This is a genomic window from uncultured Rikenella sp., from assembly GCF_910579375.1.
Classification (GTDB): domain Bacteria; phylum Bacteroidota; class Bacteroidia; order Bacteroidales; family Rikenellaceae; genus Rikenella.
The window spans coordinates 1-7,187 of sequence record NZ_CAJTUJ010000094.1; the positions used below are offsets into that span (position 1 = coordinate 1).

The following is a 7,187-nucleotide window of genomic DNA, read 5'->3' on the forward strand; positions in this document are numbered from 1 at the left end:
CCCGACTCTTTTCACTGCTGGACGCCGGATCAATCCAGTGCAAAAACGGAGAGCAGGGCGGCATGGTCGGAGGGGAAGCGCACGGGATGGGTGTCGATCATCCGCGAATCCACGACGCGGACGCCCGGGCCGCGGTAATAGATAAAGTCGATCCGGTACTGAAGCTCGTCTTTCGAGACGGGCGACCAGGTATTACCCGGATGGGTGACGGGATTCGGCCAGCGTTCGCGGAAGGAGTCCCGGAATCCGGCCTCCTCCATCAGCCGGCTGGTGGGCCACGGAATGACATATCCGCCGTGCTGCTTTTTCGTCGCCCGCGTCCAGTCCAGATGGGAAGCAATATTGAAGTCGCCGGAGACGAAGGTCGGCACCTCATCCCCAATGAATCCCGAAGAGGCGGCTTCGGCGAGGATCTGTTTCAGCTCCGAGGCCCGGGTCGACCACTCGCCGCGGAGGATCGAATCCACCGGGACGCCGTCGCGCAGCTGCCGGTCGGTCGAGGGCAGGTAGTGCAGCCATAGGTTGATGTAACGGATGGTCTGGGTGGCGCTGACGCGCAGCTCGATGGCCGAACAGTTGAAGGGATGGAAAATGTCTTCGGCCGAAACGATCGGATAGCGGCTCAGAATCGAGAGGTTCGAGCTGTGGAGGTAAAAGTAGTACCCCAGTTCATCGGCGATGCGGGCTCCGGAGCCGTAGGTCTCGATCAGCCCGACGACGTCGGCGCCCGATTCGCGGATGATGTCGGCCACGCGGCGAGGCCCGGCGACGGCACCGGTCTCGTTCCCGCCGTGCCAGATGTTGAAGCCCATCAGCCGCAAGGTGTCGAGCCGCCGGGGCAAAAACGGATCGGTCAGCGGAACTGCCTGCGACCGCTCGTTCCGGAATGCGGCGGACAGCCGGACGGGACTCCAGACGGTCGTGTCGGCCACGGCAAAATCAACGCAGCCGTTGAATGCGTTCCACTCGGAACCGTCGCTGCCGCCGATGCGCAGCCGGAAGGGGCCGTCGAGCGGGCCGAGCTCTTTCAGGTTATAAAGGGCAGTCTGGTTGCCGTCGTAGTAGAAGGCGGCTTTGCCGCGCCGGCGGTCGCAGGTCACGGCCAGCTGGTGCCACTGGCCGTCGTTCAGGGGTTGTCGTTCGGCGGTGGGTTCGTACCACAAGCTATGGCCGGCGGTGTCGGTCATGCCTGCGTACCAGGAGCCGTTCTCAGCGGCGCCGAGGGTGAAACCGCCTTCGTGTCGCGCTTTGTCGACGGTCGTGGCGATGACGGAGCCGCCTTTCGGCTGCGGACTGTCTTCGGGCACGCGAACCCAGACGCAAAAGGTATAGCTCGACGAGGTGTCGGGCCAGGGTTCTCCGGAGGGGGCGAGGAGGAAGGGTTTCCGCCACGGGGCTGTCTCGGTCAGATCCACGGCGCGGGTCTCCCGAACGCCGGGGACGGTGCGATAGGATTCTCCGGCACGGTCGGCGAGGTTCAAGGTGACTTGGGCCGAGGCGATGACGGGCAAAAGCAGAAAAAGAGCCAAAATCTTTTTCATCCTACATAACCTTGATTTTCAACCTTTTGAATCGCTTATCTACTTAAGGGAGCGGATTTCGTTTGCGCTCCTTGGGCGGCGACGCGCGGTTTGGTTTGAGGGGACGGGCGGGCGCGCCCACTGGGCGGGGAGGGGTACGGGCAGCCTCTACCCTATTCTCTGCTCCGCGCGCCTTGGAGAATCTTATCCAAAAGCGAGTTACGCTTTTGAAGGATTTCCCCCTTAAGGCGTGGCGCGCGGGTAGAGTTTTTTCGCGCGCCTGCACGATTCATCTATATTCGGCTATCGCCGAAATAGTTGAATCGCTTCTTTAAGCGACGGCGCACGAAGACTGTAATAAAGGCTGCCCGCCGTGGCGCGAACGCGTCCGCCGGGCAGGCAGTGCCTCCCGGCACTCGGAATGGGCAGCCTCTACCCCAAGGCCGCCGCGGCCAACTCTCTGTTCCGCACACCGACCTCACGCGAAAGCGGCGGTCACCTCCTCGCGGTCGTCGAAGTGGTGGCGCACGCCGGAGATCTCCTGATAGGGCTCGTGCCCTTTCCCGGCTACCAACACTACGTCGCCCGGACGGGACAGGGCGATCGCCGTCCGGATCGCCTCCCGACGATCGACGATGGTCAGCGTCCGGGACAACTGTGCAGCGTCCAACCCGCCGCGCATCTCGTCCAAAATAGCCTGCGGCTCCTCGAACCGCGGATTGTCGGAGGTCAGAATCACGCGCGAGGAGCCGTCCGCAGCCACGCGGGCCATCACGGGACGCTTCGTCGCATCGCGGTTCCCGCCGCAACCCACTACGGTAATCAGCTGGGCATCAGGACGCCGCAGCTCGTTGATCGTGTCGATCACATTCTGCAAGGCGTCCGGCGTGTGGGCATAGTCCACGATCGCCAAACGTCCGTCGGCGCTGCGAATCTGTTCGAACCGGCCGCTCACCGGACGCAGGGTGCTCAGGATACGAAGCACTTCGGCCGGTTCCTGTCCCAACTCCACGGCGGCGCCGTAAATCGCGGTCAGGTTGTAGGCATTGAACCGCCCGATGAACTGCACCCACACGTCGCGACCGGCCAACGACAGCTGCATCCCGTCGGGAAGCTCTTCGACGATCCGGCACTGGTAATCGGCCGCGTTACGCAACGAATAGGTCGCCCGCCGACCGACCGAGGCGTTCTGGAGCATCACTTCGCCGTTCCGGTCGTCGATATTGGTCAGCGCGAAGGCCTCCCCGGGCAGCCGGGTGAAAAAGGCCTGTTTCGCGCGGATGTACTCCGCAAAGGTCTTGTGGTAGTCGAGGTGGTCGTGGGTGATGTTGGTGAAAATCCCTCCCGCAAACTGCAAACCGCCGATCCGCTGCTGCACCACGCTGTGGGAGCTGACCTCCATAAAGCAATAGTCGCACCCGGATTCGACCATCTCGGCCAGCAACCGATTGAGGGTCAGCGGATCGGGCGTCGTATGGGTGGAGTCGATCCGACGGTCGCCCACGCGGTAGACGACGGTCGAAATCAGCCCGCAGCGGTGCCCCAAGGCCGTAAAAAGGTCGTACAGCAAGGTGGCGACGGTGGTCTTTCCGTTTGTGCCGGTCACGCCGACGAGGCGGAGTTGTCGGCTGGGATGTCCATAAAAGGCTCCGGCCAGTTCGGCCAAAGCCCGGGCGCTGTCCTCCACAAGAACATAGCAGACAGACGGGTTCGGTTCTCCCTGCGGCAAGGTCTCGCAGACGACGGCCGAGGCGCCGCGCTCGACGGCGGCGGCGATATAGTCATGTCCGTCGCTCACGGTACCCCGCACGGCGACGAACAGGTCGCCGGGCTCGACGGCGCGCGAATCGAAACGGACGGCGCGGATCTCCGACGGCTCGGGCCCGACGATCCGGGAGGTCGGCAGTTGTTGGAAGTTCGGTTTCATTTCAACGGAAAATCGGTTACAAGGCGGCGCCGCGCTTCACGTCCATCAGGATCGAAAAGGCGCGGTGGATGTCGTCGTCGTGCACGACGACGGTGAATTCGTTGGTGGTGCTGATGAGTTCGACCATGTTGATGTTGTCCCAGGCCAACTCTTTGAAAATGTAGTAGTAAACGCCGGGATAGAGGCTGTTCTCGGCGGGCAGTTTGAGGGTGATCGACGAGAGGGAGTCGGATTTGGCGACTTGTCGTTCGTCGCGGAAAATCTCTTCGGCGGCGGCGACGAGCGAGTGGCTCAGGACGATGGCGGTCTCGCCGACGCCCTGGGAGAAGGTGCAGAAGGCCTCTTTCGACTCGTGCACGTGTTCGAGCAGGCGGGCCTGGCACCGAAACAGCGAGGGGGAGTTGCGATAGGTGAGGTCGGCGAGGTTCGACCGCACGACGACGTCGCCGAGGTGGCCGATCACGCGCCGGAAGCGCATGTTCGAAAGCAGTTCGAGCCGCGAGCCCATCCGCTTGAGGGCCATCATGATGGCTCCTTCGTTGACAGGCCGGCCGGCCTGTCGCTCGACCTCGGGACGCAGCCACCGGGCGAGGGCCGACAAGTTGACGATCCCTTCGAGCAGGGCGTATTCCAGAAAGGGCTGCTTCCGGACGATGGTCTCGACGACGACGGGGATACTTGTCATATTTTCAACAAATTTCGGCGTTATCGTTCAATTTCTTACATCGGCGTGCGTTTCGGCGGCAATTCCGCTAAATTTGCAGCCGACTACGACGACCGCGGAATCTTTCCGATGGTCGCGATACAAAATTAACGATTCGTTCGTCATTTAACACTACTCATGATAAAAACACTGAAATTCGGCGGCACGTCGGTCGGTTCGGCCGCCAACATGCGCCGCGTGGCGGAAATCATCACTTCGGAGGGGGCACGGCTGACGGTGCTGTCGGCGATGTCGGGCACGACGGACGCGCTGGTGCGAATCGCGACGGCTGCGGCGCAGGGGGAGCGGGAGACGGTGCGCGAGACGCTCGAAATGCTCCGCGCGAAGTATTCGACCTGTATCGACGAATTGCTGACGGATCACCGCGATGCGGCACGGGAGCGGATGGAACGGGTGCTGGCACGGATTGCGGACGAGACGTTCGTCTACCGGGGCGAGGTGTCGGACAAGCTGATTCTGGCGCAGGGCGAACTGCTGACGAGCGCGATCTTCTGCCACCACATGCAGGAGCTGGGGCACCGGGCGGAGTTGCTGACCTCGCCGGAGTTCATGCACACGGACGGGGAGGGAAAGCCGGATATGGCGCGTCTGCGGCGCGAGCTGACGACGCGGGTGACGGAGACGGACAAGGATATCTATTACATCGCGCAGGGCTTTATCTGCACGGATGCGGCGGGGAACCTCTCGAACCTGGGACGGGGAGGGAGCGACTACAGCGCAGCGCTGATGGGGGTGGCGATCGGCTCGGACGAGGTGCAGATCTGGACGGATATCGACGGGATGCACAACAATGACCCGCGGGTGGTGGACCGGACGTTCCCGATCCGGCGGATGAGTTTCGACGAGGCGGCGGAGCTGGCCTATTTCGGGGCCAAGATCCTGCACCCGGCGACGATCCAGCCGTGCAAGGAGGCGGGAATCAACGTGCGGCTCAAGAACAGCATGGAGCCGCAGGCGGAGGGGACGCTGATCTCGGATGCGGAGGACAACGCGATGGATTTCCACGCGATCGCGGCGAAGGATGGGATTACGGTGGTGCGGATCGCGTCGGCGCGGATGCTGATGGCGTACGGCTTCCTGCGCAAGGTATTCGAGGTGTTCGAGAAGTACCGCACGCCGGTCGATATGATCACGACGTCGGAGGTGGAGGTGTCGCTGACGATCGACAGCACGTGCCACCTGGAGGATATCATCCGGGAGCTCCGGCCGTTCGGTTCGGTGGAGGTGAACCGGGACAATACGATCGTCTGCATCGTGGGGTGCATCGATGATCGGCATGCGGGGCTGGCGGCGCGTATCTTCCACAGCCTGCGCGAGGTGCCGATCCGGATGATCTCGTACGGGGCGAACCACCGCAGCATGGCGGTGCTGGTCGCTACGGAGCACAAGCGGCAGACGCTCCAGGCGCTGAACGACCATTTGTTCGATTGTTTTAACCGATAGACTGTATCACTGTTATGTCGAAATATGCCATTACGCCGGGGGCGACGGTGCCTCCGACGCCTTTCTATTACTACGATCTCGACTTGCTGCGGCGGACGCTCGGCGTCGCCACGGAGGAAGCGAACCGTTACGGTTACCACATCCACTATGCGATGAAGGCCAATGTGGAACGGCCGATTCTGGAGGAGATCCGGAGGGCGGGGCTGGGAGCGGATTGCGTGAGCGGATACGAGGTGCGGTGCGCGGTGGAGAATGGTTTTGCGCCGGAAAAAATCGTCTTTGCGGGGGTGGGAAAGAGCGACGGGGAGATCGAATATGCGATCGAGCAGGGGATTTTTGCGTTCAACTGCGAGTCGTTGCAGGAGCTGGAGGTGATCGACGGGCTGGCGAAGGCGCAGGGACGGAGGGTGAATGTCGCGCTGCGGATCAATCCGGATGTGCGGCCGGAGACGCACCGGTACATCTCGACGGGGCAGGCGGAGAGCAAGTTCGGTATCTCGTACACGGAGGTGGACGAGGCGCTGGCCCGGCTGAACGAGTTGCCGAATATCCGTATCGTGGGGCTGCATTTCCACATCGGGTCGCAAATCCGCAACCTGGAGTCGTTCGCGGAGCTGGCGGAGCGGGTCAATGAGATTGCGCGGTGGTTCGAGGAGCGCGGGGTGACGCTCCGGCATCTCAACATGGGCGGGGGTTTGGGGATCAATTACGAGGGGCCGGACGAGGAGCCGATTCCGGATTTCGCGGGCTATTTCCGCACGTTCCACGATCACCTGAAGGTGCGGGAGGATCAAACGGTGCATTTCGAGCTGGGGCGGTCGATCGTGGCGCAGTGCGGGGAGCTGATCACGCGGGTGCTCTTCACCAAAACGACGGCGGGAGGGGCGCGTTTTGCGATCGTGGATGCGGGGATGACGGAGTTGATCCGGCCGGCGTTGTACCATGCGCATCACCGGATCGAGAACCTGACGGCGGAGGCGGAAAAAGAAGCCCGACCGATGGAGCGCTACTCGATCGCGGGGCCGATCTGCGAGTCGTCGGATGTCTTCGCGCGGGAGATCGAGTTTCCGGAGTCGCGGCGGGGCGATGTGCTCGCGCTGCGCTCGACGGGGGCTTACGGGAGCATCATGGCGTCGAACTACAACATGCGGCCGATCGCGCCGAGCATTTTCGGGGGCGAGGAATAGCTTTGTTGGAACGGGGGCTTTATAGGGATAGAAGCTGGCGGTAACTGTCTTGTGTCCCCCGCCCCGGGCTATCGCCATCGGGATACGGGCGCGCTGAGCAGCGTCGGCAACGACGGTTACAGTTGGTCTTCTGCCACGACGGAAGGCGGTGACGGTTTGGACTTAAATTTCGATTCGGAGTATCTCGGCAGCGGCGACGCACACCATCGCGTCTACGGTTTTCAGTTGCGTTGCCTCTCGGAATAAACGCCGCGGGCCCGCGGGGGGCAAGGGGCTGGAACTACCCCTATTCTAACTTGATAGCAGCTCGGACGCCCGGGAGGAACAGCAACTCTCGACGCGGAGCGGCGTGTTGCGGGCCGCCCGTGGGCAGGCGGCCGGCCCGC

At 62.7% G+C, this 7,187-nt stretch carries 6 protein-coding genes; 3 read left to right on the forward strand and 3 right to left on the reverse strand.

Going from position 1 to position 7,187, the window contains the following annotated elements:
* Positions 1-29: 29 nt before the first annotated feature.
* The 3 genes from QZ302_RS07575 to QZ302_RS07585 all read right to left on the reverse strand — a co-directional run bounded on the left by QZ302_RS07575 (position 30) and on the right by QZ302_RS07585 (position 4,132).
* Positions 30-1,541, reverse strand: coding sequence for an endonuclease/exonuclease/phosphatase family protein (locus QZ302_RS07575; RefSeq protein WP_294594162.1), 1,512 nt, complete (start codon positions 1,539-1,541; stop codon positions 30-32).
* 457 nt (positions 1,542-1,998) lie between these two features.
* Positions 1,999-3,447 (reverse strand): UDP-N-acetylmuramoyl-L-alanyl-D-glutamate--2,6-diaminopimelate ligase, encoded by a 1,449-nt coding sequence (locus QZ302_RS07580; RefSeq protein ID WP_294594164.1) that lies wholly within the window; start codon positions 3,445-3,447, stop codon positions 1,999-2,001.
* 16 nt (positions 3,448-3,463) lie between these two features.
* Complete coding sequence (locus QZ302_RS07585) at positions 3,464-4,132, reverse strand: aspartate kinase (protein ID WP_294594167.1); 669 nt, start codon at positions 4,130-4,132, stop codon at positions 3,464-3,466.
* Positions 4,133-4,288: 156 nt separating this feature from the next.
* Between QZ302_RS07585 and QZ302_RS07590 the strand changes: the two genes are divergently transcribed.
* The 3 genes from QZ302_RS07590 to QZ302_RS07600 are packed head-to-tail and all read left to right on the forward strand — an operon-like array spanning position 4,289 to position 7,047.
* A complete protein-coding gene (locus tag QZ302_RS07590; protein ID WP_294594169.1) occupies positions 4,289-5,614 on the forward strand; it encodes an aspartate kinase in 1,326 nt (441 codons plus the stop codon).
* A gap of 14 nt (positions 5,615-5,628) precedes the next feature.
* A complete protein-coding gene (gene lysA / locus QZ302_RS07595; protein ID WP_294594171.1) occupies positions 5,629-6,801 on the forward strand; it encodes a diaminopimelate decarboxylase in 1,173 nt (390 codons plus the stop codon).
* Between the two features lie 51 nt (positions 6,802-6,852).
* A complete protein-coding gene (locus QZ302_RS07600; protein WP_294594173.1) occupies positions 6,853-7,047 on the forward strand; it encodes a hypothetical protein in 195 nt (64 codons plus the stop codon).
* Positions 7,048-7,187: the final 140 nt, after the last annotated feature.

Coding starts and splice junctions, on each gene's coding strand:
- QZ302_RS07575 (WP_294594162.1), bottom strand. CDS start 1,541: ATGAAAAAGATTTTGGCTCTTTTTCTGCTTTTGCCCGTCATCGCCTCG.
- QZ302_RS07580 (WP_294594164.1), bottom strand. CDS start 3,447: ATGAAACCGAACTTCCAACAACTGCCGACCTCCCGGATCGTCGGGCCC.
- QZ302_RS07585 (WP_294594167.1), bottom strand. CDS start 4,132: ATGACAAGTATCCCCGTCGTCGTCGAGACCATCGTCCGGAAGCAGCCC.
- QZ302_RS07590 (WP_294594169.1), top strand. CDS start 4,289: ATGATAAAAACACTGAAATTCGGCGGCACGTCGGTCGGTTCGGCCGCC.
- lysA (WP_294594171.1), top strand. CDS start 5,629: ATGTCGAAATATGCCATTACGCCGGGGGCGACGGTGCCTCCGACGCCT.